23 protein-coding genes are annotated in these 26,878 nt (G+C 66.0%); 19 read left to right on the top strand and 4 right to left on the bottom strand.

Annotation, left to right across the window (positions count from 1 at the left end; translation table 11 throughout):
• The first annotated feature begins 19 nt into the window (after nt 1–19).
• Nucleotides 20–1,738: a MinD/ParA family protein gene (locus tag LG299_RS00480; RefSeq protein WP_404432463.1), complete on the top strand. Its 1,719-nt coding sequence runs from the start codon at nt 20–22 to the stop codon at nt 1,736–1,738.
• A gap of 5 nt (nt 1,739–1,743) precedes the next feature.
• Nucleotides 1,744–2,235, top strand: a complete 492-nt coding sequence (gene def, locus LG299_RS00485; protein WP_404432465.1) for a peptide deformylase — start codon at nt 1,744–1,746, stop codon at nt 2,233–2,235.
• A 113-nt stretch (nt 2,236–2,348) separates the two neighbouring features.
• Here def and LG299_RS00490 read toward each other — a convergent pair whose 3' ends face one another.
• Entirely contained in the window at nt 2,349–4,175 is a 1,827-nt protein-coding gene (locus LG299_RS00490) for an AMP-dependent synthetase/ligase (protein WP_404432467.1), read from the bottom strand.
• Between the two features lie 196 nt (nt 4,176–4,371).
• On the opposite strand from LG299_RS00490, the gene LG299_RS00495 reads away from it, so the two are divergent.
• The 3 genes from LG299_RS00495 to LG299_RS00505 are packed head-to-tail and all read left to right on the top strand — an operon-like array spanning nt 4,372 to nt 7,382.
• Nucleotides 4,372–5,343, top strand: coding sequence for an ROK family protein (locus LG299_RS00495; protein WP_404434752.1), 972 nt, complete (start codon nt 4,372–4,374; stop codon nt 5,341–5,343).
• Between the two features lie 5 nt (nt 5,344–5,348).
• Entirely contained in the window at nt 5,349–6,035 is a 687-nt protein-coding gene (locus LG299_RS00500) for a lysophospholipid acyltransferase family protein (RefSeq protein ID WP_404432469.1), read from the top strand.
• Nucleotides 6,036–6,044: 9 nt separating this feature from the next.
• Nucleotides 6,045–7,382: a class II 3-deoxy-7-phosphoheptulonate synthase gene (locus tag LG299_RS00505; protein WP_404432471.1), complete on the top strand. Its 1,338-nt coding sequence runs from the start codon at nt 6,045–6,047 to the stop codon at nt 7,380–7,382.
• A gap of 19 nt (nt 7,383–7,401) precedes the next feature.
• Here the strand turns inward: LG299_RS00505 and pknB are convergent, their stop codons facing one another.
• Both pknB and LG299_RS00515 read right to left on the bottom strand, forming a co-directional pair.
• On the bottom strand, nt 7,402–9,345 hold the full coding sequence (gene pknB / locus LG299_RS00510) for a Stk1 family PASTA domain-containing Ser/Thr kinase (RefSeq protein WP_404432473.1): 1,944 nt from the start codon (nt 9,343–9,345) through the stop codon (nt 7,402–7,404).
• Between the two features lie 78 nt (nt 9,346–9,423).
• Nucleotides 9,424–10,677, bottom strand: a complete 1,254-nt coding sequence (locus LG299_RS00515) for a LysM peptidoglycan-binding domain-containing protein (protein ID WP_404432475.1) — start codon at nt 10,675–10,677, stop codon at nt 9,424–9,426.
• Nucleotides 10,678–10,818: 141 nt separating this feature from the next.
• On the opposite strand from LG299_RS00515, the gene LG299_RS00520 reads away from it, so the two are divergent.
• On the top strand, nt 10,819–11,169 hold the full coding sequence (locus LG299_RS00520; RefSeq protein ID WP_404432477.1) for an Rv2175c family DNA-binding protein: 351 nt from the start codon (nt 10,819–10,821) through the stop codon (nt 11,167–11,169).
• Nucleotides 11,170–11,190: 21 nt separating this feature from the next.
• Here LG299_RS00520 and LG299_RS00525 read toward each other — a convergent pair whose 3' ends face one another.
• Nucleotides 11,191–12,249 carry a polyprenyl synthetase family protein gene (locus LG299_RS00525; RefSeq protein WP_404432479.1) on the bottom strand — a complete coding sequence of 353 codons (1,059 nt, stop codon included), beginning with the start codon at nt 12,247–12,249 and terminating at the stop codon, nt 11,191–11,193.
• A 117-nt stretch (nt 12,250–12,366) separates the two neighbouring features.
• On the opposite strand from LG299_RS00525, the gene LG299_RS00530 reads away from it, so the two are divergent.
• The 13 genes from LG299_RS00530 to ftsZ all read left to right on the top strand — a co-directional run bounded on the left by LG299_RS00530 (nt 12,367) and on the right by ftsZ (nt 26,855).
• Nucleotides 12,367–12,735 carry a DUF3040 domain-containing protein gene (locus tag LG299_RS00530; protein ID WP_404432481.1) on the top strand — a complete coding sequence of 123 codons (369 nt, stop codon included), beginning with the start codon at nt 12,367–12,369 and terminating at the stop codon, nt 12,733–12,735.
• 175 nt (nt 12,736–12,910) lie between these two features.
• Entirely contained in the window at nt 12,911–13,342 is a 432-nt protein-coding gene (mraZ, locus tag LG299_RS00535) for a division/cell wall cluster transcriptional repressor MraZ (protein WP_404432483.1), read from the top strand.
• A gap of 113 nt (nt 13,343–13,455) precedes the next feature.
• Complete coding sequence (rsmH, locus tag LG299_RS00540) at nt 13,456–14,409, top strand: 16S rRNA (cytosine(1402)-N(4))-methyltransferase RsmH (RefSeq protein WP_404432485.1); 954 nt, start codon at nt 13,456–13,458, stop codon at nt 14,407–14,409.
• A complete protein-coding gene (locus tag LG299_RS00545; protein WP_404432487.1) occupies nt 14,406–14,999 on the top strand; it encodes a hypothetical protein in 594 nt (197 codons plus the stop codon). The genes rsmH and LG299_RS00545 overlap by 4 nt, the downstream gene beginning before the upstream one ends.
• 4 nt (nt 15,000–15,003) lie before the next feature.
• A complete protein-coding gene (locus LG299_RS00550; protein ID WP_404432489.1) occupies nt 15,004–16,788 on the top strand; it encodes a peptidoglycan D,D-transpeptidase FtsI family protein in 1,785 nt (594 codons plus the stop codon).
• Nucleotides 16,789–16,814: 26 nt separating this feature from the next.
• On the top strand, nt 16,815–18,239 hold the full coding sequence (murF, locus tag LG299_RS00555; protein ID WP_404432491.1) for a UDP-N-acetylmuramoyl-tripeptide--D-alanyl-D-alanine ligase: 1,425 nt from the start codon (nt 16,815–16,817) through the stop codon (nt 18,237–18,239).
• Nucleotides 18,236–19,345: a phospho-N-acetylmuramoyl-pentapeptide-transferase gene (gene mraY, locus LG299_RS00560; RefSeq protein WP_404432493.1), complete on the top strand. Its 1,110-nt coding sequence runs from the start codon at nt 18,236–18,238 to the stop codon at nt 19,343–19,345. Before murF ends, mraY begins: the two co-directional genes overlap by 4 nt.
• Nucleotides 19,342–20,907, top strand: a complete 1,566-nt coding sequence (murD, locus tag LG299_RS00565; RefSeq protein ID WP_404432495.1) for a UDP-N-acetylmuramoyl-L-alanine--D-glutamate ligase — start codon at nt 19,342–19,344, stop codon at nt 20,905–20,907. Before mraY ends, murD begins: the two co-directional genes overlap by 4 nt.
• Nucleotides 20,855–22,108: a putative lipid II flippase FtsW gene (gene ftsW, locus LG299_RS00570; RefSeq protein ID WP_404432497.1), complete on the top strand. Its 1,254-nt coding sequence runs from the start codon at nt 20,855–20,857 to the stop codon at nt 22,106–22,108. Before murD ends, ftsW begins: the two co-directional genes overlap by 53 nt.
• The gene (locus LG299_RS00575) at nt 22,108–23,193 is read left to right on the top strand and encodes a UDP-N-acetylglucosamine--N-acetylmuramyl-(pentapeptide) pyrophosphoryl-undecaprenol N-acetylglucosamine transferase (protein WP_404432499.1); all 1,086 of its coding nucleotides are present in this window, start codon (nt 22,108–22,110) and stop codon (nt 23,191–23,193) included. The genes ftsW and LG299_RS00575 overlap by 1 nt, the downstream gene beginning before the upstream one ends.
• Nucleotides 23,194–23,221: 28 nt before the next feature.
• Complete coding sequence (murC, locus tag LG299_RS00580) at nt 23,222–24,640, top strand: UDP-N-acetylmuramate--L-alanine ligase (protein ID WP_404432501.1); 1,419 nt, start codon at nt 23,222–23,224, stop codon at nt 24,638–24,640.
• Between the two features lie 3 nt (nt 24,641–24,643).
• Entirely contained in the window at nt 24,644–25,561 is a 918-nt protein-coding gene (locus tag LG299_RS00585) for an FtsQ-type POTRA domain-containing protein (RefSeq protein ID WP_404432503.1), read from the top strand.
• Between the two features lie 157 nt (nt 25,562–25,718).
• Entirely contained in the window at nt 25,719–26,855 is a 1,137-nt protein-coding gene (gene ftsZ / locus LG299_RS00590) for a cell division protein FtsZ (protein ID WP_404432505.1), read from the top strand.
• The last annotated feature ends 23 nt before the right edge of the window (nt 26,856–26,878 follow it).

Genomic DNA, 26,878 nt, shown 5'->3' on the forward strand with positions numbered 1-26,878 from the left:
CCTTTTGGAGTACCCCGCAGTGACGCCTGATCGACCCGACTCGATGCCGCACGACAGCGAATCCGAGAACGGTGTACTCTCTGACACCGCCAACCTCGACACCACCGCGATCAACATTCTCGGCGGTTCTACTTTGGGGTCCACCGAGCAGGTGAGCGTGTCTATGGCACCCGAATCGGACGAGGAGTTCACCGACGATGACGTGATCGGCGACGAGGTTTCGTACTTCGAGGCCGACGAAGATTTCGTCTCGACGGAAACCGCCGAGACCGAGATCGTGGACGACGAGATCGTGAATGACGAGATCGTGAATGACACTGTCGAGAACCCGTCCGAGTGGGTGGAGTCCGGTGCGATCGTGATCAACGTCGCTGATGACGTGCCCGCGCAAGAGGTGCACGCAGACGCTGACGACAGCTCTGACGACAGTTCTGACGATTCCGACGACGCCGAGCTTTCCAAAGACGCTGACAATGTCGAGGACGCTGACGTTGTCGAGGTGGACCCCGACGCGCAACTGGTCGCCGAACTCGCCGCTTCCTCGTTCGTGCGTGATGGCGTCGAGGCTGATCGCGCCGTGTCCGCGACGTCCGCTGAGCCGGGCGACGACCTCGCGGTGGCGAAGAGCACGTGGGATGCTGCGGCCGAGGCCGCGGGTTTCGACGCGGTCCAGAGCCCGACCCCGCCTCAGAACGCCGTGGTTCCGCCCGCCCGCCTCGAGCGCCGCCGGCTTCGTCAGGACGTCACGCTGACTTCGAAGCGCCTGGGCGAGTTCGATGCGGGACGCGAGACCTCTGATCTGCTCACGGCAGACCGGCTACTCGACCCGAACCAGGTCGTGAAGTCCGAGCCCGAGGGTGCGTGGCAGCACTTCGTCTATTCGATCTCGGGTCACCGCATCAACCTCGGCGACGGCAAGCGTGCCCGCGCGCGCAAGGCCCTCGATCACCGTATCGCTGCTCCGTTGAGCAGTCACGCGATGTTCGTTCCGGTGCTGTCCCGCAAGGGAGGCGTCGGCAAGACCACCGTCACCACCCTGCTGGGCATGGCGCTCGCTGATGCGCGCGACGACCGGATCATCGCGGTGGATGCCAACCCCGACCGCGGCACGCTCGCCGAGCGCATTTCGCGCTCCAGCGGCAAGACCGTTCGTGACCTGGTGCGCGCTCGTGCCGATGTCGTCGGCTACAACGACCTGTCCTCGATCGTCGCGCGCGACGAGACCCGCCTCGACGTGCTGGCATCAGACACTGATCCCCACGTGTCCGAGGCCTTCAGCGATCGTGACTACCACGATGTCGCCTCGCTCGCGGCTCACTACTACTCGATCGTGCTCACCGACACCGGGACCGGCATCGTCCACTCGGTCATGGGAGCGACGCTCGATCTCGCCGACCAACTGGTCGTCGTGTCGGGACTGAGTGTGGATGAAGCCCGACTCGCATCAGAGACCCTCACGTGGCTCGAGACGAACGGCTACGCCGAGCAGGTGCGCGGCGCAATCGTCGTGCTCAACAACTCGCGACCCGGCACGCCTCTCGTGCGTCCCGAAGAACTCGAAGCGCACTTCCGCACCCGCGTGCGTGCTGTCGTGCGGCTTCCGTACGACCCGCACATCGCCGCAGGCAGCGCGATCACGTTCCGTGACCTGCGGCCCGAGACCATGCTCGCCGCGCGCGAGTTGGCCGCCACTCTTGTCGAGGGTCTGCGCGCACTGCCCTCCGCCACGGCGGCCTGAGCGCAATGGCTGTTCGGCCCATTCGCATCTTCGGCGACCCCGTCCTTCGCGCGGTGAGCGCCCCGGTCGGACCGGTGGACGAAGGCGTGCACGCACTCGTGCAGGATCTTCTTGACACCGTCGCCCTCCCCGGCCGTGCCGGCGTCGCCGCCCCGCAAATCGGCGTCGGTCTGCGCGCATTCAGCTACAACATCGACGGTGACATCGGCTACATCCTCAACCCTGTGCTCGTTGAAGTAAGCGGCGAGCCGGAAGAGATCGGCGAGGGATGCTTGTCGGTTCCAGGTCTCTGGCACGATGCCATCCGCTATCCGTGGGCGAAAGTCACGGGTACCGACCTCGACGGCAACGAGATCGTGCTCGAGGGCGACGGACTACTCGCCCAGGCTCTGCAGCACGAGACCGACCACCTGGACGGAACGCTGTATCTGTCTCGCTTGTCGCCAGCGAATCGGAAGATCGCTATGCGCGAAGTGCGCGAGTCAGACTGGTTTTGACCCGGGTCAAGATCGAGTAGCGAGCGCCGACGAGCGTATCGAGATCCCACCTTCGAGCAACCACGACACAGCCCCGCACCTCTGAAGAGGCGCGGGGCTGTGGCATCCGTGGATCAGCTGATGGATGTGTTTGTGGTGTTGACCGGCTGGCTGTAGATCTCGGTGATGTCGGTGGCGAAGTCATCCATGATGACGTTGCGCTTGATGCTCATCTTCGGCGTGAGATGTCCGCTGGCCTCGGTCCACTCAGTCGGGAGGATCGTGAACTTGCGGATCGACTCGGCGCGGGAGACGTTCTTGTTCGCGATATCGATCGCTCGCTGGATCTCGGCACGCACGGTCGGGTTCTTCGCCGCATCGTCGAGCGACATGTCGCCGGCGAGCTCGTTGTTGGCGAGCCAGGTCGGCAGCATCTCGGAGTCGAGGGTGATCAGGGCGGAGATGAACGGCTTCTGGTCGCCGACGACGACGACCTGGCCGACGATCGGGTTGGCGCGGATCGGGTCTTCGAGCGCGGCGGGAGCGACGTTCTTGCCGCCCGCCGTAACGATGATCTCCTTCTTGCGGCCCGTGATCTTGAGGAAGCCCTCTTGATCGAACGTGCCGATGTCGCCGGTCTTGAACCAGTCACCATCGAACGTCGCGGCGGTGGCCTCGGGGTTGCGCCAGTATTCCTTGAAGACGTTGATACCGCGAACCTCGATCTCGCCGTCGTCCGCGAGGCGGACGCCGACACCCGGGAGCACCGGACCGACCGTGCCGATCTTCGACTTGGTCGCGAGGTTGACCGTCGCGGGCGCCGTGGTCTCGGTGAGGCCGTAGCCCTCGAGGATCACGACGCCGAGGCTGTGGAAGAAGTGGCCGAGACGTGGGCCGAGCGGAGCGGAGCCCGATACGGCGTACACGACACGGCCACCCATGGCTGCGCGCAGCTTGCTGTAGACGAGTCGGTCGAACACCGAGAACTTGATCTTGGTGAGGAACGGAACCTTCTTCCCCTCTTCGAGAAGCTTCGAGTGCTCGATAGCGGTGTGCGCTGCGGCGCGGAAGATCTTTCCCTTCCCGCCGGCCTCAGCCTTCTGCTCGGCCGAGTTGTAGACCTTTTCGAACACGCGGGGAACCGCGAGCAGGAAGGTCGGCTTGAACGAGCCGAGCGCCGGAAGAAGCTGCTTGGTGTCGGGCTGGTGACCGGTCTTGACACCCGCGTGGATGTCGAGGATCGAGATGAAACGGGCGAAGATGTGCGCGGTCGTGATGAACAACAGGGTCGAGGAATTCGGTACGGAAAGTACTTCGTGCAGCGCAACCGACGAGTTGCGAACGAGCTCGACGAAGTTGCTGTGCGTCAGCACGCAGCCCTTGGGGCGACCGGTCGAACCCGACGTGTAGATGAGCGTCGCGATGTCGGCGCCATTGGCGATGTTGCGGCGGCGCTCGATCTCCTCGTCGGTGACGCTTGCGCCCTGCTCGCGGAGCTTGTCGAGCTCTCCGGCGTGCATCGACCACACCGAACGCAGCAGCGGAAGCTCGGCGCGCACCTCGTCGAGGCGTGCGGAGTGGTCGAGAGACTCGGTGATGCACGCGATGGCGCCGGAGTCGGCGATGTTCCACGCGATCTGGGCGGGGGAGCTGGTCTCGTAGATCGGGACCATCACTGCGCCGGCGAAGAACAGCGCGAAGTCGACGAGCGTCCAGTCGTAGGTGGTGCGGGCGATGAACCCGACCTTGTCACCGGGCTCGATGCCGCCGGCGACGAAGCCCTTCGCGAGGGCGATCACCTGGCGGTGGAACTCGGCCGCCGTGATATCACGCCATTCTGCGCCGTCCGGAACGGCGAACAGCGCCAGATCGGGCGTCGCCTTCACGCGATCAACGAGCAGGTCGGTGATGTTTGCTTGCGGATCGGCAGGCACGATTGCGGGGACTTCGAACTGAACCACGGCAACTCCTTCGGTGCGGACTGGGTGTCGGGGAGACGTCCCGTGAAGTCTAACTGAGCCTCCGCGCCGCAGAGCAGTAGCGGCGTGGCGCTGTGGAGAGGGTGCAAAGACGAACCGCGTGGATAGCGAACCGCGTGGATAGACTGCAAGACGCCGTCGCTCTCGCGTCGCGCGGAGAGGGGCAGTGAGGACTGTGGTGCTCAAGGTCGGAATCGACATCGGCGGAACGAAGATCGCCGGTGGTGTCGTGGATGCAGACGGACACATCGTCGAGAAGCTCCGGGTTGAAACTCCCATCGATACCGCTGACCTCGCTCAGGCGGTCATCGACATGGCGAACCACTTCATCGCCAGCCACGACGTCGCTGCAGTGGGCGTCGCCGCCGCCGGATTCATCGACCGCGACCGAGCCACCGTCATCCACGCCCCCAACATCGCGTGGCACAACGAGCCCCTCAAGGCCATTTTGGAGGCCGGCATCCCGCTTCCCGTCACCATCGAGAACGATGCGAACGCGGCGGGGTGGGCGGAGTTCCGCTTCGGTGCCGGGCGGGACGTCAACCACATGGTCATGCTGACGATGGGCACCGGAGTCGGCGGTGCCGTCGTTCTCGAAGGCGAGCTCTACCGTGGCGGACACGGCATCGCCGGCGAACTCGGACACACGCGCTTCACCCGCGACGGACTGCCCTGCGGTTGCGGACAGAACGGATGCCTCGAGCAGTATGCGTCCGGTCGCGCATTGCAGCGCGAGGCCAATGCCATCGCCGACGGCAGAGCCGATGGCAACGACGACGGTATCGGTGACGCGCTTGCTGCTGTGCGCACGCAGAAGGGCACAATCAGCGGCCCCGCGGTCTCTCGACTGGTCCTCGCCGGGGACCCGGGCGCGATCGAGGCTCTACGGCGGGTCGCGACGGCCCTCGGCGAGGCATGCGGCGGCTTTCAGGCAGTCCTTGACCCCGAAATGTTCGTCATCGGCGGGGGAGTGGCACAGCTCGGCAACGACTTGCTCGAACCCGTGCGGATCGCCTATCAGACCTCGCTCCCCGGCTATGGAGATCGGCCTGTCGCGAAGTTCGCGATCGCCGAGCTCAGCAACGACGCCGGGCTCATCGGCGCGGCCGACCTCGCCGCGGTGAGCGCCGTGGTGAGCACAGGGGAGTAGCGCCGATGTTCTACTGGCTGATGAAGTACGTGGTGATTGGTCCGATCGTCAAGGCGATCTGGCGCCCATGGATCATCGGCCGTCGCAACGTCCCCGCCGAGGGCGCCGCGATCCTGGCGAGCAACCACCTGTCGGTGATGGACTCGGTCTTTCTCCCGCTCTTGATCGATCGGCCCATGTCGTTCCTGGCGAAGAGTGACTACTTCACGGGGAAGGGCCTCAAGGGCTGGTCCACGCGCATGTTCATGAAGGCGACAGGGCAGATACCCATCGACCGATCGGGCGGCAAGGCGTCCGAGGCATCCCTCAACACCGGCCTGCAAGTTCTCGGACGCGGCGACCTGCTCGGCATCTATCCCGAAGGCACACGTAGCCCCGACGGCCAGCTCTATCGTGGGCGGACCGGCCTTGCGAGGATGGCGCTGGAAGCCCGAGTGCCCGTCGTTCCCGTGGTGATGGTCGACACCGAAACGATGTTGCCGATCGGACGCACCATTCCGCGGGTCGTCCGGGTTGGCGTCGTCATCGGTGAGCCGCTGGACTTCTCACGCTTCGCCGGCATGGAGGGCGATCGCTACATCCTGCGGTCGGTGACCGACGAAATCATGGTCGCATTGCAGCGGCTGGGTGAGCAGCAATATGACGACGTATACGCCTCCACGGTGAAGGATCGCCTGCCCGCTCGCCGATAGACTTATCGGATGCCTCAGCACCACGACGCGCTCGACCACTGGCGGACCCTGCCCATCAAGCAGCAGCCGCTGTGGCCCGACGCCGACGCCGTCGCGGCAGTCTCTGCCGAGATCGCCACCTTGCCCCCGCTCGTCTTTGCCGGTGAGGTCGACAATCTGCGCGACCGCCTTGCTCGGGCGGCCTCCGGCCAGGCGTTCCTTCTGCAGGGTGGCGATTGCGCCGAGACGTTCGCGGGAGCGACTGCCGAGCAGATCCGCAACCGTATCAAGACAGTCTTGCAGATGGCCGTTGTGCTCACCTACGGTGCGTCGATGCCCATCATCAAGATGGGGCGCATGGCGGGGCAGTTCGCCAAGCCGCGCTCTGCCGACACTGAGACGCGCGGCGAGGTCACTCTTCCCGCCTACCGCGGCGACATCGTCAACGGGTACGACTTCACCGAAGGCTCGCGCACTGCCGACCCCCAGCGGTTGCTGAAGGGGTACCACACCGCAGCATCCACCATCAATCTCATTCGCGCGTTCACGCAGGGTGGCTTCGCCGACCTGCGCGAAGTGCACTCGTGGAACAAGGGCTTCGCGTCCAACCCGGCCAACCAGGCGTACGAGCGCCTCGCGACCGAGATCGACCGCGCGATCAAGTTCATGGAGGCGGCTGGCGCCGACTTCGACGAACTCAAGCGAGTGGAGTTCTACACCGGCCACGAGGGCCTGCTCATGGACTACGAGCGCCCAATGACGCGCATCGACTCGCGTACGGGAACGCCGTACAACACATCGGCGCACTTCGTCTGGATCGGTGAGCGCACTCGCGACCTCGACGGCGCGCACATCGACTACTTCTCGAAGATCCGCAACCCCATCGGCGTGAAGCTCGGTCCTTCGACCACGCCCGAGATGGCGCTGCAGCTGATCGACAAGCTCGACCCCGAGCGCGAGCCTGGCCGCCTGACGTTCATCACGCGTATGGGAGCCGGCAAGATCCGCGACGCGTTGCCACCGCTCCTGGAGGCCGTGCGTGATTCGGGCGCGCTCCCGCTGTGGGTCACCGACCCGATGCACGGCAACGGCATGACGACCCCGACCGGCTACAAGACGCGCCGGTTCGACGACGTCGTGGACGAGGTCCGCGGCTTCTTCGAGGCGCACCGCGCCGTGGGGACGTTCCCGGGTGGCATCCACATCGAGCTCACCGGCGATGACGTGACCGAATGCCTCGGCGGTTCGGAAGAGATCGATGAAGCAGCCCTCGCGACAAGATACGAGTCGCTGTGCGACCCGCGACTGAACCACATGCAGAGCCTCGAGCTCGCGTTCCTCGTGGCTGAGGAGCTCGAGAAGCGCTGAGCGGTTCTGACTCCGGCGATCAGCCGGTGACGGTGAGCTGAAGGTAGACGCTCGTCCCGCGGACGCGCATCGCGCCTTCGGCGATGTCTTGCGAAGTCACCTCGGTCAGGCCGTTGGGCACGGCGTTCCAGAAGAGCGCCCAGTCGGCGCCGAACCCCGCCTCTTCCAGGACGGCACGGGCCTCGTCGCGCGTCAGTCCGACGACACCGGGGATCGGGTAAAGGGGAGGCCCGTCCGACACAACGAGCGTCACGGTCTCGCCCGGGCGCCAATTCCCGCCACCGTCGCGCTCCACAAGGCCGATCACGGATCCTTCAGGAACGTCCTCGCTGTTGATGCGGTTCTGTGACTCTGACACCTGCAGGTCGACGGCGTTGAGTGCGTCGGTGGCCGCACCCACGCTCTGCCCGGCAACGTTCGGCACAGCGCCGGCCGAAACCAGCATGGTCACCGAATCGCCCTGCAGAGCTTGGCAGCCGTCGAGGCATCCGAACGCCTCACCGCCGGAGGCGGGGGTGACGGATGCTGCGAGCACGATGTCTTGCGCAACGTCGGGCGAGAACTCGCGTTCGCTGTCGCCGACGTCGATGAAGTTCTCACTGAAGAACGCGCGGGCTTGCTCTTCGGTCAGGCCACTCAACGACGGAACCGTCACGATCGGCGGCCCGAGCGAGACGAAGACATCAATGTTCGTCTCGCGGTCCACCCGCGCGCCCGCTCCGGGCTCGGTGCGGATGACCAGCCCCGCCGCGACTTCTCGGGTGTACTCGCCCTGCTCAACCGCCACAAGGGAATCGAGAGCGAGGCGGTCTTGGGCTTCGGTGAATGTGCCGCCCGAGACATCTGCCACGGCAATGAGCGACCCGGGACCCGAACCGAACCACCAGCCGGCACCGCCGGCGAGGGCCGCGAGCAGCAGCACGAGCACGACGAGCCATGCTCCCTTCGTCGTGCGCTTCTGGGTCGCGTGGCGCAGGCGCGTGGCGTTATCGGTATCGCCGACTTCGGCGGTTGGCCCGGTGGAGGCGAGGGGGAGTACCTGTGTGAGCTCGTCGGACGGGACGCCCTCATCGCGAATGACGCCGACCGGAGCGGTGCGAGTGATCTGTGGCGAGATGCCGAGGTCGCGCTCGATCTCACGTAAACGATCGAGCATTTCGCGTGCGTCGACAGGCCGGTCATCCGGAGACTTTTCGGTCGACCACAGAACAAGCTCGTCGAGCTGCTCGGGAACGCCCGGGTTCTTCACGCTCGGTCTCGGCACCGAATCGGTCGCGTGCTGGAAAGCGATCTGCATCGGCTGCTCGCCTTTGTACGGCTGCTCGCCGGTGAGCATCTCGTAGAGCATGATGCCGAGTGAGTAGATGTCGCTGCGTGCGTCGGCCGTGCCGCGGGTGACCAACTCCGGAGCGAGGTAGGCGATCGTGCCCAGAAGTTGGGCTCCGGATGCTGTGTTCGCCGTGGTCGCACGGGCAAGGCCGAAGTCGCCGATCTTGACGCGGCCATCTTCGGCCAGCAACACGTTCTCGGGCTTCACGTCGCGGTGGACGATCCCGGCGCGGTGCGCGGCCGCAAGGCCGGACAGGATCGCGTCCATGATCGTGACCGCTTGCGGGACGGTGAGCCGTCGCTGCTCGCGCATGAGGTCGCGCAGGGTGATGCCCGGCAGGTACTCCATGACGAGGTACGCCATGTCGCCGTCCTGGCCCTGGTCGAACACGTTCACCACATGCGGATCGGCCAGGCGCGCGGCCGCTCGGGCCTCTTGGATGAACCGGCTCTGGAACACCGAGTCGTCACTCAGGTGCCCGTGCATCACCTTCAGAGCGACTCTGCGCTCGAGGCGCAGGTCGGTTGCGACGTAGACCGTCGCCATGCCTCCGCGAGCGATGCGCGCGCGTACCCGGTATCGGCCGTCCACCAGACGGCCGATCAGCGGGTCCGTCTGCTGGCTCGTGCTCACGGGCAAAGTCTACGGAGCATCCGGGCTCACGCCCGTCAACGCCTCACCTGCCGAAGCATCCGGCCCATTCACGCGTCGTCACCCGTGCGCAGCGAGCCATCCGTACGCCGACTGCTCCCACGTCGCATAGCGGTCGGGGTAGGCCGAAACCTGAACGGCTTGGGCAGCCTGCGCGAACGACATGTTCTGCCAGCCGGGGATATCGAGAAGACCACGGGTGCGGTAGCCGTTCGGGTCCGACGGTCCGCCGAAGAAGGCTTTTGCCGCGCGTACGGGGTCGCGCACCTCGGCTTCGGTTCCCCAGCCGGTGCTGGGGCGCTGCTGGAACAGGCCGAGGGAGTCGCGGTCGCCCCAGTCGAGGTTGCGGATCCAGGACTCGACCATGGCGGTGCCCAGAGCAATCGCGATGCCCTTGTCGGATACGCCGAGGTCACGCCCGACCCCGATGATGATCTTCGCGTTGGCGGCCTGCTCGGCATCGAGGTTGGCGGATGCCTGACCCGCAGGGGCGGCCGGCGCCGCCGGTGCTGAAGGTGCGGTCGCGGCCGGAGCTGCCGCGCCCGAGATCCTGAGGGTCTGGCCGGGGAAGATGATGGAGGACCAGCCGAGACCGTTGGCAGTGAACACCGACTGGATGGTGATGCCATGCCGTGACGCGATGCCACTGATCGTGTCGCCAGCCCTGACCGTGTAGGTGCCGCTTGCTGTGGGAGCTGCCGGAGCGGCAGGAGGCGCCGGAGCCGCCGCCGCCGGAACAGCCGCCGCGGGAGCCGCTGAGCCCGGGATTCTCAGGGTCTGGCCGGGGAAGATGATCGACGACCAGCCGAGACCGTTCGCCGACAGAACCGCCTGGGTGCTGACACCGTGCCGTGAGGCGATTCGGCTGATCGAGTCGCCACTGTTGACCGTGTAGCTTCCGGATGCGGCGGGTGTCGCCGGTGCGGATACCGCCGGCGCAGGCGCGGCCTGCACGCCCGCGCTGAGCTTGAGAACCTGGCCCGGATAGATGATCGACGACCACGACAGGCCGTTGATCGCGAGAACGTCGGCGGTGCGGAGTCCGTGACGCTGCGCAATCGTGCTGACGGTGTCGCCGCGAGCGACCGTGTAGGTGGTGGCGGCGGCGGAGGCCTTCACCACTGCCGTCTTCACCGCGACAAGTGGTGACACAGCGGGAGCGCTCGCACGAAGTGTGAGGGGAGCGACGCGTTCATCGGCGACGGCCGGAGAACCTCCCAAAGCCAGGGCGATGGAGCCGACGACAGCGGCGGGTACGCCTGCGGCAAGGGTGTTCGTGCGGCGCGTTCGGAGCGCTCGGGTTTCGGGTCGCAAGAGATTTCCCCCTCAAAGGACAGAAGAAAACCGTGTCACGGAAGTGAATCAGTGTCAACCAGTGTTATACGTGCGACTCTTGTGACAGATGTGGCTGATGGGAATTGCCCATGCACCCATTCGAGGTGGGATAGTTGCTGAGTGACCGCAGAAACCGCGCCGCAGCCGTCATCAGAATGGCTCTCCCTTCCCCAGCTCGTCGAAGTCCTGGACCAACCGATCGCGCGAGTGCGCCGACTTCTTGACGACGCACATCTGGTCGGCACGAAGCGGGACGGCGTCTTCGTCGTTCCGGCCGTGTTCATCGTCGACGGTGAACCGTTGGCCTCGCTCCGCGGCACCGTCATCGTGTTGCGCGACGCCGGGTTCACCGATGATGAAGCGATCGAGTGGCTCATCGCGCACGACGATTCGATCGGGCGGCCGCCGATCGAGGCGCTCACCGCGGGCCACAAAGCAGAAGTGCGCCGCGTCGCACGCACCCTCGCCTGACCTCTGCCCCGAGAGCAGTTCTCAGGTCGTGCGCACCGTCGATGCCTGAGCGAGGTCGCGCAGACGCCCGACGGCGTGATTGCCCAAGCGGGCACCAGACAAAGACCGCTCGGCCTCGCGTGCGTAGTCAGCGATGAGTGTCTCCACACGGCTCAGCGCGCCCGTGTCGACGATGATCTGCTGGAGCGAGGCTACCTGGCCGGCATCCAGGGTCGGATCTCCGATCAGCTCATCCACGATGCGGCGGGCGGGAAGAGGCATTGCTTCGCGCGCGTACGCAATCAATACGGTGCGCTTGCCCTCGCGCAAGTCGTCGCCCGACGGCTTGCCCGTCTCGATCTCATCGCCGAAAACGCCGAGAACGTCATCGCGCAGTTGAAAGGCCATTCCGAGAGGATGTCCGAACGCGGCGAGCGCGGTCGCCTGCGCCGCATCTGCCCCCGCAAGTGCTGCACCGATCGCCAGAGGTTGCTGGATCGAGTAGCGCGCGGATTTGAGTGACGCAACGCGCAACGCGCGCTCGGCATGGCGTTCGTCGGGTTCGCTGCGATACGCGGACTCTTCGGCGATGTCGAGGAACTGGCCGATCGTGACTTCGCGCCGCATCGTGGCATACTCGGCGCGGGCAGCGGCCGCTCGGTCTGCGTCGGTGAGCGCGAGGCCCTCTTCGAGGAGGTCATCGCTCCAGGCGACGAGCAGGTCGCCCAGCAGGATCGCTCCCGAGCGACCGAAGGCCGCAGCATCCCCCTGCCAGCCGGCGTTCCGGTGGGATGCTTCGAGCGCGCGATGCGCTGCGGGGCGCCCGCGTCGGGTGTCGGAGTTGTCGATCACGTCGTCGTGGACGAGGGCGGCGGCGTGGAAGGTTTCGAGCGCGGCGGCGGCGGCAAGGACCTCGCCAGGTGCTTCAGAATCGACGGAGGTGGAGGGCGCTGCGGCTTCGGTCACGGCCTCCCACCCAGCAATGCAAAAGCGTCCGCGCAGGCGCTTACCGCCGGACAGTGCTGCCGCGCCGGCGTTGATCAGCAGGCCCGCTTCGTCTCCGAAATCGGCGGTTGCGCGGCGCTGATCCGAGAGGAACATGTCCAGTCGCTGGGAAACCGCTTGAACTGGGTCCGGGGAGGATGACACGGGCCTAGCCTAGTGATCGACGAGACGCGTAGAATCGTCGAATCCGAACCCAGCACACCAGGGGGATGCATGCCACTGTCCGAACAGGAGCAGCGCCTGCTCGATGAGATGGAACGCCATCTCATGCGCAACGACGCCGACGTCGTCAGCGCGCCCAGCGACGGGCGCACGCTGAGTTACCGCAACATCGTCTACGGGACCGTCTTAGTTCTCGTCGGCCTCGGCGGACTCCTCGTAGGAGTCGCACTCCCGCTCATCGTCGTCGGAGTCATCGGCTTCATCGTCATGTTGGGCGGCGTGATCCTCGCTGTCACCCCGACCCGCGGAACGTTGCGTGTGCCGGTCGAGCCGGTGTCACGCCCGTCGGCACCTCCGGCCGGGGCATCATTCATCGACCGCATGAATGACCGCTGGGACAAGAGGCAGGGCGAGCGCTAACCCCGCACACACAGACCAAAAGCACCGACCTTCGGGTCGGTGCTTTTTTTGTGCTTTTTCAGTGCGGAGTGGATCGCCGCGCCCCCATCGATGCCCGAAAGGGTTACGAAGTGGAGGAAAGTGGAGTAACGTGGCGGACATACCCGGGGGGGCCGAACGAAGGGGGTGATGGCCGATGTTGCTAGGGACTCACACACCGAAGCTCGACGACAAAGGTCGCGTCATCCTTCCTTCGAAGTTCCGCGCCGACCTGGGTGCCGGCATCGTGGTCACCCGCGGCCAAGACCGTTGCCTTTACGTGTTCAGCACCGAAGAGTTCGAGCGCATCCACGAGCGCATTCGCGAGACCCCCCTCGCGAACAAGCAAGCTCGTGACTTTCTGCGCATGTTCCTTTCCGGAGCGAGCGCCGAGAAGCCCGACAGTCAGAACCGCATCACCATCCCGCCGCCCCTGCGTGCGTACGCGGGTCTCGAGAAGGACCTCGTCGTCACCGGCGTCGGGGCTCACGCCGAGATCTGGAATGCCGACGCCTGGAACGCGTACGCCGAAGGCAACGAAGACAGCTACGCCGAGTTGGAGCAGGAGGTGATTCCGGGCCTGTTCTGAGGCCCCAGGTCCTGACTCCCAGCCGCTCACGCCCTGGCACACTTCCCCGGTGCCAGGTCAGAGCGGATGGGGATCAGGATCGGGGGAGCAGAGCACGACAGGCCTCGCCTCTCATGGAAGCGCGTGACTTGCATACTCCCGTCCTGCTCGACCGCTGCGTCGACCTTCTCGCACCGGCGCTGTCGCGCGACGGAGCCGTCTTCGTCGATGCCACGCTCGGCATGGGCGGTCACTCCGAGGCATTCCTCGAGCGCTTTCCCGGCATCCACCTGGTGGGCCTCGACCGCGACACGGACGCTCTGCGTCTGGCCGGGGAACGCCTTGCTCGCTTCGGCGATCGCGTCACGCTCGTCCACACCGTGTACGACGGCATCGCCGACGCCGTGATCGACGCGGGTTTCTCACACGCCGACGGCATCCTGTTCGACCTGGGCGTGTCTTCGCTGCAGCTCGACCTCGCAGACCGCGGCTTCGCGTACTCGCAAGACGCCCCGCTCGACATGCGCATGGATCAGACGTCGGGGACGACGGCAGCTGACATCGTCGCCACGTACGGCGAAGGTGACTTGCGCCGCATCTTCGAGCGCTACGGCGAAGAGAAGCTCGCCGGGCGCTATGCGCGTGCGATCATCGCCGCGCGCGCTGAGGCACCGATCGAGCGCTCGGGTCAGCTCGTGCAGATCCTGATCGACGCGACGCCGTACGCCGCTCAGCGCACCGGCCACCCGGCCAAGCGGGTTTTCCAGGCGCTCCGCATCGAGGTGAATCGCGAACTGTCCGTGCTCGATCGTGCGATCCCCGCATCGCTGAGCATCCTTCCGGTCGGCGGCCGTGTGGTCGTCATGGCGTACCAGTCGCTCGAAGACCGCATCGTCAAGCGGGCGTTTGCGGAAGCTTCGGCCTCCACTTCACCCGCGGGTCTCCCGGTTGAGCTTCCTGAGCACGCGCCGAAGTTCCGCCTGCTGGTCAAGGGTGCAGAACTCGCCGACGACGAAGAGCGCGAGCGCAACCCGCGCGCGACGCCCGTGCGACTCCGCGCCGCTGAACGAGTAAGGGACGCCGCGTGAGCGCCGCAACCGCGAGCGTCATCGCGAACACCACAGCCCCCGCCCCACGCAGAGACGTCTCTCCCGGCCGGCGCTTGCGCGTCGTCGACGCGCCAGCGCGCCGCCGCAAGCCGAAGCTCGTCTACGGAGTCGTCGCCGTTCTCGGCGCCTTCCTCATCGGGGCGGCACAGATGTCACTGTCTATCCTGACGACCCAGACCACCTACGAACTCTCCGCCCTGACACAAGAGCAGCGCGAGCTCACGTGGCAGAAGCAGATCCTCTACGACGATGTCGCGGGCCTCAGTTCGCCGCAGTACCTCGCGGCGAACGCTTCGGCACTCGGCATGGTGATCGACGAATCGCCGAGCTATCTGCGGCTCAGCGACGGCGCGATCCTCGGCACCGGAGATGCAGCGATGGGCGCCTCATCGATCGACGCAATCGGCCGCGGTTCCGTCGCCAACTCGCTCATTGCGACGACTCCGCTGGTGACTGCTCCGGATGCCACGATCGAAGGCGCGCCGGTCGAGACCCTCGATCTCACGGTCGGAGGTTCGAACACACCGGCACCGCTCACCGACGGACTTCCCACCCCGACCACACACTGAGGTTATGACCACCAAAAGCACTCGAAGCCCCCGTCGTCGGACGGTCGTGGCGTTGGCGGTGGTTCTCGCCGTGCTGAGCGGGTTCGTCGTTCGCCTGGTCGATATTCAGGTAGTCAACGCCGACGAACACATCGCGCAGTCGATGGACAAGGCGCTGGGCGCATCCCGCATGCTCTATGGCACCCGCGGGCAGATCGTCGATGAGAATGGGCAAACCCTGGCGGGCAGCATCCTGCTCTATGACTGCCAACTGGACCCTCTGCTGATCACCCAGATCGACACGAGCATCGCCGCGGGCAAGTCCGAAGAAGAGCCGTGGTCAGAGATCTCGGGCGAGATCGCGACGATCACGACGCTCCCGGTCGCCGACGTGCAGAAGATCGTCGCGGATGCCCTCGCCGAAGACAGCGCCTCGCGCTATGCGGTGCTCGCCAAAGGAGTCTCGACCCAGCAGTACCGGGCACTGGCCGACCTGAACGTTCCCTACCTGGTCTGCGTCGCTCACCCCGGGCGCACCTACCCTGACGGTGCGGTCGCCGGCAACCTCGTGGGATTCATGGGCACCGACGATGTGGCGCTGGCGGGTCTCGAGTTGACGCAGGACTCGTGCCTGCAGTCGACCAACGGGCTCCTCGAATTTCAGAAGGGCAAGGACGGGGTGATCATCCCAGGAACCGAAATCGAAGACCCCGCCGTCGATGGCGGCACACTGCAGCTCACGATCAATCGCGACCTGCAGTGGTACCTCCAGCAGCTCATCGGTGAGCAGGTTCAAGACATGGGCGCGCTCAGCGGCACCATCACGGTCGTCGAAGTCGCGACCGGCAAGATCCGTGCGGCTGCGGAATACCCGAGCGTCGACCCCAACAACGTCAGTGCGGCGGCGGATGCCGATCGCAAGAGCCGAATCTTCACCGACTGGTTCGAGCCGGGCTCGACCTTCAAGGCCCTCACCGCAGCGACGGTCCTCGATGCCGGTGGCCAGACGCCGACCTCGACGGTGATCGCCTCGAGCCGCGAGACCTTCGCCAACGGCGCACGCGTGAGCGACGCCTTCCAACACCCGGCCTATGAGTACACGCTCGCCGGGGTGCTCATCGACTCGTCGAACGCCGGTATTTCGAAGTTCAGCGAGCGCGTGGCGGCCCAGACCCGCTACGAGTACATGCAGAAGTTCGGCATCGGCGAAGGCAGTGCGGTCGACTTCGTCGGTGAGCAGTCCGGACTCCTGCGGCCCGCGAGCGAGTGGGACAACCAGACGATCTACAACACCTCGTACGGACAGGGCATCACCACCACCGTTCCCGAGCTCGCAGGCGCCTACTCGGCCATCGCGAACAACGGCGTCCGGATGCCACTCTCGCTCGTCGAGTCGTGCACCGCACCCGACGGCACGGTCACCACACCCGAGACCCCAGTGGGCGTGCGTGTGGTCAGCGAGCAGACCTCGGCGCAGATGCGTGAAATCCTCGAGAACGTCTTCACTCAGGGCTCGCTCGCCGAAGAAGTGGCCGTTCCCGGCTACCGTGTCGCAGGCAAGACGGGTACCGGTGAGAAGTCGGACGGCAACGGACGCTACAAGGCGGGGGTGTACTACACGACGATGATCGGCTTCGCGCCGGCAGAGGCTCCCGAGTACGTGGTGGCCGTCACCCTCGATGAGCCGACCAAGGTAACATCGTCAGCGGCCAACGCGACCGCGTTTCAGAAGGCCATGACCCAAGTCCTCAAGACCTATCGAGTCATGCCCTCCACGACGGCGCCGACGCTGCTCCCCAAGTTCGGGTGAGCGGCGCCAGACCGGCCGGAGAACTGATGATCGCCCTCACGCTCACCCAACTCGCCGACGCCCTCCGAGGCGAACTGCGCCTTCGCGGCACCGACACTGCTGCGACGGTCGTGTCGGGTGCGGTCGATACTGATTCGAGACTGATCGAGCAGGGTGGGGTCTTCGTCGCCAAGCCCGGAGAGACCACCGACGGTCACGCGTTCATCGGGGCGGCCATCGAGCGCGGCGCCGTGTTGGCGATCGTCCAGCATCCGATCGACGATCAGATCACCCACATCATTGTCGACGACGTGCTGACTGGCATCGCGGATCTCGCGCGGTTCGTCGTCGCGCAGGTGCGTGCCCGCGGGACGCTGCGTGTGGTGGGGATCACCGGATCGAATGGCAAGACCACCACCAAGAACCTCCTCGCCCGCATCCTCGAGGGCGAAGGCGAAACGGTCTCGCCCAAGGCGTCGTTCAACAACGAGGTCGGGGCGCCACTGACGATGCTTCGTGTGACGGATGCGACGGCCTACCTCGTGAGCGAGTTCGGGGCGAGCGCCCCCGGCGAGATCGCCCGACTCGCTGGCCTCGTCGAGCCCGACATCGGGGTTGTCCTGATGGTCGGGATGGCGCACGCCGGAGGATTCGGCGGCATCGAATCGACGTTCCACGCGAAGTCCGAGCTCGTCAGGGCAGTGCGGCCCGGCGGCATCGCCGTGCTGAACGTCGACGACTCGCGCGTGACCGCCATGGCCCCGATCGCGGCCGAAGTCGGGCTTGAGGTGCGCTGGTTCGGCCGTGGGTCGGGTCAGGATGCAGCCGCCCAGGTGCGCGCGGACGACGTCGTGGTCGAAGCATCCGGCACTTCCTGCATCGTGACGGCCGGCGGTGAGTCGCTGCCGCTTCGCCTGCAGGTGCTCGGCGAGCACCACGTGATGAACGCGCTGGCGGCCATCACCGCGGCGATGGCGCTGGGCGTATCTCTGACCGATTGCATCGCCCGCCTCGAGACGGTCGAGATCGCCGAGCGCTGGCGCATGCAGCCGCTCGGCTCCGATCGCGTGCGGATCATCAACGACGCGTACAACGCCAGCCCTGATTCGATGTCGGCAGCGCTGCGCACACTCGCGCAGATCACCGGTCCCGGCGAGCGGATGGTCGCCGTGCTCGGCGCGATGAGTGAACTCGGAGAGTTCGCGGGCGAAGAGCACGACCGCGTGGGCGAGCTTGCCGTGCGGCTGCGGATTGCGCGGATCGTCGTCGTGGGCGCAGAGGCTCGGCGGATGTTCCTTGCCGCCGTCGCACAGGGATCGTGGGACGAAGAGGCTGTCTTCTTCGCGACCGCCGACGAGGCGTACGACTACCTGCAGGGCGAACTTCGCGACGGCGACCGCGTGCTCGTCAAATCTTCGAACTCGGCAGGTCTGCGGTTCTTGGGCGATCGTCTGGGAGACTACTTCTCGTGAGATCACTCCTGACTGCAGCCGCGATCTCGCTGTCCTTCACGCTGTTCCTCACCCCGGTCTTCCTGCGGCTCTTCCGCAAGTGGGGCTGGGGCCAGGTGATCCGCACGCCGGAAGACATCCGCAACCCCAGTCATCACACGAAGCGCGGCACGCCCACGATGGGCGGGACGATCTTCATCGCCGGAACGATCATCGGCTACCTGATCGGGGGATATACCGGAAACAATCCGCCCACCGTCTCGGGCCTGCTCGTGCTGTGGATGATGGTCGGCTTTGGCGTGGTCGGATTCATCGACGACTATCTCAAGGTCCGCAGTCAGCGGAGTATGGGGCTGAGCGGCTGGCGAAAGATTCTCGGCCAAGTGCTGGTCGCCGTGCCGTTCGGTGTCGTCGCGCTGACACTGCCGAACGCGTGGGGCGAGACGCCCGCGTCGGCCTACGTGTCGATCTTCCGGGATGTGCCGTTCTTGGGATTCTTCATCCTCGGACCGATCATCGGGTGGATCCTCTACCTGCTGTGGATCACCTTCATCGGGGTCGCGTGGTCCAACAGCACCAACGTCACCGATGGACTCGACGGACTCGCGGCAGGTGTGGGTATCGCTGTCGTCGGCGCATACAGCCTGGTCGTGTTCTGGCAGTTCAACCAGAGCTGTCAGTCGCCACAGATCTTCCTCGACACGCCACTGGCGTGTTACCCCACCCGCGACCCGTTCGACCTTGCGATCGTCTCGGCGGCGTTCGCCGGAGCGCTGGTCGGATTCCTCTGGTGGAATGCCCCCAAGGCGCAGGTCTTCATGGGCGATGTGGGGTCGATGGCGATCGGCGGTATCGTCGCGGCGATGTCGATCCTTTCGCGCACCGAACTGCTCGGTGTACTCATCGCCGGTGCGTTCATCATCGGCACCGGGTCGGTCGTCCTGCAGCGCTTGTACTTCAAAGCTACCCGCGGTAAACGGCTGTTCTTGATGAGTCCGTTCCACCATCACCTCGAGATGCGTGGCTGGTCTGAGATCTCGATCGTGATCCGCATGTGGATCATCGCCGGGTTGCTTGCAGTCTCGGGCGTCGGATTCTTCTACGTCGAATGGCTCGCGCGAACATGAGTTACGACGACGTGAGCGCTCGGCTCGACACGCTCACGAGCTGGCACGCCGACTGGACAGGTCTGCGCGTCGCGGTGCTCGGGCTCTCGGTGACAGGCTTCTCGGTCGCAGACACACTGGCCGAGCTCGGAGCAGACGTTCTCGTCCTGAGCGAGCAGGCGGCTGAGGAGTACGCGGGGCTGCTTCCCGTGATCGGGGCGAAGCTGTGGACCGGGCCGCTCAACACAGTGCCGCAGGTTCTCATCGACTTCGCCCCGGAACTCGTCGTGGCTTCGCCGGGGTTTGCGCCGCAGCATCCGCTCATCGAATGGACTCTCGGCAACCGCATCGCCCTCTGGGGTGATGTCGAACTCGCCTGGCGCATCCGCGACAAGGTCGTGCGACCTGACGGCACCCCCGCGGACTGGGTGCTCATCACCGGCACGAACGGCAAGACCACCACGACGCGACTCACCGCGTCGATGCTCGTCGCGGGCGGCCTTCGTGCGGCGCCGGTTGGCAATATCGGCACCCCCGTGCTCGACGCGGTGCGCGACCCGGGTGGTTTCGACGTGCTCGTGGTCGAGCTGTCGAGCCACCAACTCTGGTATCTGGGTTTGCAGAGCGGGCAGGAGCCTGTCTCACCGCACGCAGCCGTGTGCCTCAATCTCGCCGACGACCACCTCGAATGGCACGGCTCTTTCGAGGCATACCGCAGGGCCAAAGCACACGTCTATGACCACACGCGCGTCGCCTGCGTCTACAACAAGTCCGAGGTCGCGACCCGCGAGATGGTCGAAGACGCCGAAGTCACCGATGGTGCCCGCGCGATCGGGTTCGATCTTGGGGTGCCCGGACCCAGCGATCTCGGGCTCGTCGACGGGATCCTCGTCGATCGGGCGTTTCTCGAAGATCGCCACACCAGCGCGTTGGAGCTCACCACCGTGGAGGAGTTGCGCGAACAGGGGCTCGCCGCTCCGCACATGGTCGCGAACATCCTCGCCGCCGCCGCCCTCGCGCGCTCACTGGATGTCACCCAGGCCGCGATCCGCGACGCACTGCGCGAGTTTCGTCTCGACCCGCATCGCATCGAGGTCGTCGCCGTCGTGGGCGGCGTGACGTGGGTGGATGATTCGAAAGCGACGAACCCGCACGCCGCAGCATCCTCCCTCGCAGCTTTCCCCGGAGCGGTGTGGATCGTCGGCGGCCTCCTCAAGGGTGTCGACATCTCGGACCTCGTCGCCGTACGCGGTTCGACCGCGAAAGCGGCGATCGTCATCGGCCTGGATCGGGAGCATGTTCTCGCGGCGTTCGCGCGACACGCGCCCGGGGTGCCGGTGTTCGAGGTGGATGCCGCCGAGACTGAAGGAGTCATGGCACGAGTCGTCGAACTGGCGGTCGGGGTGGCTCGTGACGGGGACGTGGTTTTGCTCGCTCCCGCCGCCGCATCCTTCGATCAGTTCGCGTCTTACGCAGACCGCGGCACGCGCTTCGCCGCCGCGGTGAGGGAACAACTCGGGAGGGGGACCGGTGGCAGCGACAACGACATCGACCCGCACCCGACCGGTGACCTCACCGGCTGAAGCCCCCGCACGCCGAGGTCTCGCCGCCCGGGTCTCTCTGGGCAAGGTGTTCGCGCCGGTACCGAGCGAGTTCCTGCTTATCGCCTCGACGGCGCTGTTGCTCACCGTCTTCGGGCTGGTGATGGTGCTTTCAGCAACCTCCGCGACTTCCACGGCGGCGGGTGAGGCACCTTACGAAGCGTTCTTCAAACAGGGCGTCTTCGCGATGGTCGGTGTGCCGCTGATGTTCATCGCGAGCAGGCTTCCGGTGAGCTTCTGGAAGCGCTCAGCGTGGCTCGCCCTGATCGGCGCGACGATCTTCCAGCTGCTCGTCTTCGTACCCGGCCTCGGCGTTGAAGCGCACGGCAACCGCAACTGGATCCTCATCGCGGGCTTCCAGTTCCAGCCCGCAGAGTTCCTCAAGCTTGGCCTCGCACTCTGGCTCGGCTACGTCCTCTTCCGTAAACAGACTCTGCTGGCTTCGTGGAAGCACGTGGTCATCCCGGTCATCCCGGTCTCTGCGCTGGTGATCGGCACGGTGCTCGCCGGACGCGACCTCGGAACCGCGATGATCCTGGTGCTCATCGTGCTCGGCGCTCTGTTCTTCTCCGGCGTGAAGCTGCGCATCTTCCTTCTTCCGGCGATCGCCGCGGCAGCTGTCGTCGCCGGTCTCGCCATCGCGAGCCCCAACCGCATGGCTCGCATCATGAGCTTCTTGAACCCCAACTGCCTCGAGGAGTACCTCACCACCTGCTACCAGCCGTTGCACGGCGTGTGGGCGCTCGCGGGTGGTGGCATCTTCGGCCTGGGGCTGGGCAACTCGCGTGAGAAGTACGAATGGCTTCCGGCCGCGGCGAACGACTACATCTTCGCGATCGTCGGCGAAGAACTCGGATTGATCGGATGCATCGTCGTCCTCGCTCTGTTCGCACTCTTCGCCGTCGGTGCGTTCCACGTCATCCGCAAGACCAATGACCCGTTCGTCCGCATCGTCTCGGGCGCGATCACGATCTGGATCGTCGGTCAGGCGCTTATCAACATCGGCGTCGTCCTGCGTTTGCTTCCGGTGCTGGGAGTTCCGCTGCCGTTCATGTCGCAGGGCGGAACCTCTTTGCTCTCGGTGCTGATTGCCTCGGGCGTGTTGCTGTCGTTCGCGCGGTCGCTGCCCGCGAAACGGCTGATCGCACCGGAACGACCGGCACGAGCGGCTCGAATTCGCTGATGACTACGTATCTTCTCGCCGGCGGCGGTACCGCCGGCCACGTCAATCCGTTGTTGGCGGTCGCCGATGCCTTGCGTCTGCGTGATCCCGACGCGGAGATCCTGGTCCTCGGAACCCGGGAGGGCCTCGAGGCTCGACTCGTGCCCGAGCGTGGCTACCACTTGCTGTTCGTCGACAAGGTGCCGTTTCCGCGGCGGCCGAACCGAGAGGCCGTGGCCTTCCCGGCGAAGTTCCGTCGGGCGATCCGCCAGGTGCGCGCGCACCTCGACGAGCGCGGGGTTGATGTTGTAGTGGGCTTCGGGGGCTATGCCTCTGCCCCCGCCTACGTTGCCGCGAGGCGCGCGACGGTGCCCGTCGTCGTGCACGAAGCAAACGCCCGGCCCGGACTCGCCAATATTCTCGGAGCACGCTCGGCCGCAGCATCCGGCGTTGCGTTCGAAGGCACGCCCCTGAAGGGGAGTCGCGTTGTCGGCATGCCGCTGCGTCGCGAGATCGTCGACCTCGACCGTGCCGCGTTGCGCGACGAAGCTGCGCAGTATTTCGGGTTGGATGCTTCGCGCCCCACGTTGCTCGTCTTCGGTGGGTCGCTCGGCGCGGCAAAACTCAACGCCGCGTTCGGCGACGGGCACGGTGAGGCGTGGCGCGACGTGGTCGCCGCGGGATGGAACCTTCTGCACGCGACAGGGGAGCGGTCAGAGCTCGTCGACCCTGAGGCCCCGGGATACGCGATGCCGCGCTACATCGACCGGATGGACCTCGCGTTCGCTCTTGCCGACCTCATCGTTGCCCGGGCGGGTGCCGCTACGGTGAGCGAGATCAGCGCCCTCGGCATCCCCGCTGTATACGTCCCCTACGCGGTCGGCAACGGCGAGCAGGCGCTCAACGCGGGTGCGGCCGTGCGGGCAGGGGCCGCGATCATCATCCCCGATGCCGAGTTCACCGGCGACCGGGTGCGGTCCGAGATCGTGGAGCTTTTGGCGGACGAGGCCCGACGGTCCGCGATGACGGATGCCGCGGCATCCGCCGGCGAACGCCACGGCACCGAGAACGTGGTCGCCATGATCGACGAGGCGCTCCGGCGCTGAGGCGCCCGCCGCTTAGAATCGACAGGTCATGATTCGTCCCGATTTGAGCCTTCCCATCCCCGAGAACATCGAGGCCGCCCACTTCATCGGCATCGGTGGATCCGGAATGTCGGGACTTGCCCGCATGTTCCTCGGCCGAGGGATTCGCGTATCGGGCTCGGACCGCGCCGACAGCCCGGGCCTGCGCGAACTCGAGCGCCTCGGCGCGACCGTCTACGTCGGTCACGATGCGAGCAACCTCACCGAGGATGTCGACACGGTCGTACACACCGGCGCGATCTGGCCTGAAAATCCCGAGTTTCTCCTTGCCAAAGAGCGCGGGCTGCACGTTATTCACCGCTCGCAGGCGCTGCACTGGTTCATCGGCGGACGCCGCCTCGTTTCGGTCGCCGGTGCCCATGGCAAGACGACGTCGACCGGAATGATCGTCACGGGCCTGCGCGCCCTCGGCGTCGACCCCACCTTCGTCAACGGGGGAGTGATCGCTCAGTTGGGTGTCTCGAGCGGGAGCGGCAGCGACGACCTGTTCGTGATCGAGGCCGACGAGTCCGACGGCACATTCTTGCTCTACGACACCGCCGTCGCCCTCATCACGAATGTCGACCCCGACCATCTGGATCACTGGGGCTCGCACGACGCGTTCGATGCCGCCTTCGCACAGTTCGCGAACAATGCGAGCGAGGCCGTCGTTATCTCGTCCGATGATGCCGGGGCGTTGCGCGTGCGCAACCAGATCACGCACCCGAAAGTTCTTACCTTCGGCGAGTCCCCTGACGCCGACGTGCGCATCACCAAGATCGACACCGATGGCCCCGTGGCGTTCACGGTCCGCCACGGAGTCTCGGCCGCCGCGGTGCAGCTCGAGATTCCCGGTGCGCACAACGCGATCAACGCAGCGGGCGCCATCGCGGTGCTCGTGGCGCTCGGTCACGACGTCATCGATGCGGCCCGCGCCGTCGAGGGCTTCGCCGGAACCGCGCGACGCTTCGAACTGCACGATACCGTCCGCGGCGTCAGCGTCTACGACGACTACGCGCACCACCCCACCGAAGTCGCGGCAGCACTCGCCGCCGCGCGCACGGTCGTCGGCGAGGGGCGCATCATCGCGCTGCATCAGCCGCACACGTACTCGCGCACGCGCGACATGTTCCAAGAGTTCGCCGAGGTTCTCGAATCGCATGCCGACCACACCGTCGTGCTCGACGTGTACGGCGCCCGCGAAGATCCGGTTCCCGGCGTGACGGGTGCGCTCGTCAGCGAGGCGTTCACCGACCCTTCGCACGTGCACTTCGTCGCCGATTGGCAGGCCGCCGCCGACTACACCGCGACGGTCGCGCAGGCGGGCGATTACGTCATCACCCTCGGTTGCGGAAACGTGAACCTCATCGTCCCGCAGGTGCTCGATGCGCTCGCCCGGACAGTACCCACCACGCAGACGGACGGCTGACGGATGCGTCGGCCCTCGCCGCTCCCTCAGCCATCGGTTGCACCCCCAGCACCTGTCGATGTCGACGTCATCGACGTGCCGGACGACGACCAGTTCACCGCGCCCATCACCCCGATCACGGGCGAGACACCTGGCGATGCGCCGACCGAACAATCGCCCGTCCGTCTTCGCGATGTCTGGGGCGCCGCGCGCGCCCGCCGAAAGGCTCTTCGCGGCGAGGTGCGCAGGTTCACGGTTCGGCAGCGCCGGCGCCGGATGGTGTGGCTTGGGGTCGCGGCATCCTTCGTCATCCTCATTCTCGGCACTCTGGGCGCGGCATACAGCCCGCTCTTCGCGGTAAACCAGATCAGTGTCGTTGGCGCGGAACGGCTCGATGCGGCCGAGGTGCAGATCGCCCTTGCCGATCAGCTCGGTACGCCGTTGCCGCTGGTCGACGAAAGTTCCGTGAAAGCCGTGCTCGTGGGGTTCCCCCTCATCGAGTCGTACTCGCTCGAGGCTCGGCCACCCCACGAACTTGTGGTGCGAGTGATCGAGCGCACCCCCATCGGGTACATCGAGTCGCGCGCCGGATTCACGCTGGTGGATGCTGCGGGCGTCGCTCTCTCGACCGGGAGCGCGCCGGGGTCTGATGCTCCGGTGCTCACGGTCACGGGTGGGGTGGACTCCGACGCGTTCGAGGCCATCGGGCACGTCATGCGCTCGCTTCCCGAAAACATCGCCAGGCAGGTGACGGCCGTCTCGGCGTCGACGCCCGACGACGTCACTCTCATGCTTGGTGGGTCCAACGCGTCCGTGGTGTGGGGGAGCGCCGATGACTCCGCCATGAAGGCCCTCGTGCTCGAGACGGCCATGGCCGCGCGGCCGCCGGCAGAGGTCTCGGTGTATGACGTGTCGTCGCCCAGCACCGTAGTAGTTCGTTGAGCAGCACTGTTGTGCGCTGATTCGCGACACGCCCACGTCACTCCGCGCCAGGGCGCAGCATCCGCCTAACTTCGGAATCAGGAATTGCATACCGGGCAATTCTTTTAACCTCTACTAGAGGTTGAATGTTAGAGGTTCGCACAACACGGAGGCCGGCATGAGCCAGAACCAGAACTACCTCGCTGTTATCAAGGTGGTCGGTGTGGGTGGCGGTGGCGTCAACGCCGTCAACCGCATGATCGAACTGGGACTGCGCGGTGTCGAGTTCATCGCGATCAACACCGACGCGCAGGCGCTGCTTATGAGCGACGCTGACGTCAAACTCGACGTCGGACGTGAACTCACGCGCGGCCTCGGTGCCGGCGCTGACCCCGAAGTGGGTCGCCGCGCTGCGGAAGACCACGCCGAAGAGATCGAAGAGGCCCTTCGCGGCGCCGACATGGTCTTCGTCACCGCGGGTGAGGGTGGCGGTACCGGAACCGGTGGTGCCCCCGTCGTCGCAAAGATCGCGAAGTCGATCGGCGCACTGACCATCGGTGTGGTGACCAAGCCGTTCTCGTTCGAGGGCCGCCGTCGTCAGAGCCAGGCTGAGACCGGTGTGTCGAAGCTGAAGGAAGAAGTCGACACGCTCATCGTCGTACCGAACGACCGTCTGCTCGAGATCAGCGACCGCGGCATCTCGATGATCGAGGCGTTCGCCACGGCCGACCAGGTGCTTCTCGCCGGTGTCCAGGGCATCACCGACCTCATCACCACGCCCGGTCTCATCAACCTCGACTTCGCCGACGTCAAGTCGGTCATGCAGGGCGCGGGTTCCGCGCTCATGGGCATCGGGTCGGCACGGGGTGCGGATCGCGCCATCAAAGCCGCCGAACTCGCTGTCGAGTCGCCCCTGCTGGAGGCGAGCATTGAAGGTGCGCACGGCGTGCTGCTGTCGATCCAGGGTGGATCGAACCTCGGAATCTTCGAGATCAACGACGCCGCCCAGCTCGTCAAAGAAGCAGCGCACCCCGAGGCCAACATCATCTTCGGTACGGTCATCGACGACACCCTCGGCGACGAGGTTCGCGTCACGGTCATCGCCGCCGGCTTCGACAGTGGCGAGCCCACGCTGCGCCTCGACCCCGTCACCACCTCGCGGGTCGTCCAAGCGCCGGTGGTCCCCGCGGTTCCGGCCGCAGAGGCCGCGCGCGAGCTTCCTGCCGCTGAGCCCGTTTCGGTCGGCGCTGTGACCGACTCGTACGACTCGGCATTCGGCGACGACGACCTCGACATCCCCGACTTCCTCAAGTAACCGCACGTCACTTCGCTGCGTCG

Source organism: Microbacterium lacus (genome assembly GCF_044794305.1).
Classification (GTDB): Bacteria; Actinomycetota; Actinomycetes; order Actinomycetales; family Microbacteriaceae; genus Microbacterium; species Microbacterium lacus_B.

Excerpts from the sequence above, each read along its gene's own strand:
- murD (WP_404432495.1), top strand. The coding sequence starts at position 19,342 with ATGAGTTACGACGACGTGAGCGCTCGGCTCGACACGCTCACGAGCTGG.
- LG299_RS00530 (WP_404432481.1), top strand. The coding sequence starts at position 12,367 with ATGCCACTGTCCGAACAGGAGCAGCGCCTGCTCGATGAGATGGAACGC.
- LG299_RS00505 (WP_404432471.1), top strand. The coding sequence starts at position 6,045 with ATGCCTCAGCACCACGACGCGCTCGACCACTGGCGGACCCTGCCCATC.
- murC (WP_404432501.1), top strand. The coding sequence starts at position 23,222 with ATGATTCGTCCCGATTTGAGCCTTCCCATCCCCGAGAACATCGAGGCC.
- LG299_RS00500 (WP_404432469.1), top strand. The coding sequence starts at position 5,349 with ATGTTCTACTGGCTGATGAAGTACGTGGTGATTGGTCCGATCGTCAAG.
- murF (WP_404432491.1), top strand. The coding sequence starts at position 16,815 with ATGATCGCCCTCACGCTCACCCAACTCGCCGACGCCCTCCGAGGCGAA.
- LG299_RS00550 (WP_404432489.1), top strand. The coding sequence starts at position 15,004 with ATGACCACCAAAAGCACTCGAAGCCCCCGTCGTCGGACGGTCGTGGCG.
- ftsZ (WP_404432505.1), top strand. The coding sequence starts at position 25,719 with ATGAGCCAGAACCAGAACTACCTCGCTGTTATCAAGGTGGTCGGTGTG.
- rsmH (WP_404432485.1), top strand. The coding sequence starts at position 13,456 with ATGGAAGCGCGTGACTTGCATACTCCCGTCCTGCTCGACCGCTGCGTC.
- LG299_RS00575 (WP_404432499.1), top strand. The coding sequence starts at position 22,108 with ATGACTACGTATCTTCTCGCCGGCGGCGGTACCGCCGGCCACGTCAAT.
- LG299_RS00585 (WP_404432503.1), top strand. The coding sequence starts at position 24,644 with ATGCGTCGGCCCTCGCCGCTCCCTCAGCCATCGGTTGCACCCCCAGCA.
- LG299_RS00525 (WP_404432479.1), bottom strand. The coding sequence starts at position 12,249 with ATGTTCCTCTCGGATCAGCGCCGCGCAACCGCCGATTTCGGAGACGAA.
- mraZ (WP_404432483.1), top strand. The coding sequence starts at position 12,911 with ATGTTGCTAGGGACTCACACACCGAAGCTCGACGACAAAGGTCGCGTC.
- def (WP_404432465.1), top strand. The coding sequence starts at position 1,744 with ATGGCTGTTCGGCCCATTCGCATCTTCGGCGACCCCGTCCTTCGCGCG.